Raw genomic sequence first — 1,849 nt, 5'->3', positions numbered from 1 at the left:
ATTATGATGTTGGGGTCAAAAGCCCTGCCATAGTACCTTGAAAAGTTCATAGATTTTGTAGTAAATACATGCCTAAATGGTTTACTTACTGTATAATAGAGATATCTAAGGAAAGAAGGTAATCTCTATGTCATTCAAAGAAAACGCTTACCAGCAAATGTCATTTACGGATAGTTTCTCCGGATTAACTGCTAGAGAACAAAAAGCACTGGAAAAATCCTGGGCAAAGGTCTTTGCCGATGAAATATTTCCTTCCATTGATGAAAAGCGTTTTTCTGTCTTATACAGTGATAAGGCATCCAGACCGAATACTCCGGTCAACGTGATTGTTGGTGCACTCATTATCAAAGAGCTTTTTGATTATTCCGATGACGAGATGGTTGAAAATCTTATGCTGGATTTTCGAATTCAGTATGCCCTGCATACAACAAGTTTTGAAGAACAGCCTTTGAGTGATAAGACCTTAAGCCGTTTCCGCAAGCGGTGTTATGATTATGAAACACTTCACAACAAAGATCTCTACCATGATTGTGTGAAAGATCTAAGTGCTTCCATTTCAAAACTGATGGGAATCAGCGGTAAAGTCAGACGTATGGATTCCATGATGATTGAATCCAACATCCGCAAGCTCAGTCGGATGGAACTGATATACACCTGCATTGCGAAGATGGCGATGTATGTGAATAAAATCAATGGTTCCGCTCTGTCTGACGATTTAAAACACTATATCGATCCTAACGATTTTAACAGAGTGATTTATCATCAGCGCAGTACCGATTCAGATGATCGTATAAAGCAACTCTTAACGGATGCAGATAAACTCCTTGCCTTGTGTGAGTCTGATTACAATGATTCAACAGAGTATGATCTGTTTGTCAGATGCCTGTCAGAACAGACCATTGTTGAAAATGAAAAGCGCAGACTGCGCACAAAAGAAGACGGCGGCATGAAATCATCCATGATGCAGAATCCTTCTGATCCGGAAGCTACATTCCGAAGCAAGGCAGGGAAAGAGCATCGGGGATATGCAGCCAATCTTGAGGAATCCGTTGGAGCCAATGGCTCTGTTGTAACAGGGTATCAGTATGAGCAAAACAACCACAGTGACAGTCAGTTTATCCAAGAGCACCTTGAGCAGATGAGTAAACAGGAAGAACGGACTGTTATAGTTGCAGATGGAGCATACAGCGGAACAGAAAACACACAACTTGCAGCTGATAAAAACGTCGAACTGATTACCACAAGCCTGACAGGGAAACCAGCTCCGGATATCCTTGCTGATTTTGAATTTAACGAAGAGGGAACAAAAGTCCTCCGATGTCCAGCCGGCCATTCGCCGAAAAGCTGCTCTTATATGAAACAAAGCAATCAGTGTGCCGTTTCCTTTCTGCATGAGCAGTGTGCCAACTGTCCGTATCAGGATCAATGCAAGCCGAAAATTTTTAAGCGGGTTGCAAAAATAGTAACATCCAAAGCAGCACATGAACGTGCAAAAATCCAGAGGAACATGAGCAGCGAAGAATTAAAAAATTATGCAAGGCTCCGTAATGGAGTGGAAACTGTTCCGTCAAATATCCGAAAGAATTACCATTTGGAAAAGATGCCTCGTGGAAAACAGCGTGGGAAGTTCTTTTTTGGTTCCAAAATAGCAGCGTTGAATTTCCGAAAACTCTTCAATTATGTGAAGGGTCTGGGAAACTATGCCCCAAATCCGGTACTTGCATAAAACAAGGGAGGGAATACCCAGCATATATCCCAAAAAGTCCGGCGATATACTACAAAATATGAATTTTTCAAGGTAATATAGGAATAGGGGCAAACTTATTTATGGTTTTGACCCCAACATCAT

General features: G+C 41.3%; 1 protein-coding gene. It reads left to right on the top strand.

Annotation, left to right across the window (positions count from 1 at the left end):
* Positions 1-127 precede the first annotated feature (127 nt).
* Positions 128-1,726: a transposase gene (locus ACTNEW_RS16175; protein WP_441062831.1), complete on the top strand. Its 1,599-nt coding sequence runs from the start codon at positions 128-130 to the stop codon at positions 1,724-1,726.
* Positions 1,727-1,849: the final 123 nt, after the last annotated feature.

The organism is Blautia sp. HCP3S3_G3, assembly GCF_052063365.1.
GTDB lineage: Bacteria > Bacillota > Clostridia > Lachnospirales > Lachnospiraceae > Blautia_A.
The sequence above is the reverse complement of the archived record's forward strand: the minus strand, read 5'-3'. Positions and strand labels throughout refer to the sequence as shown.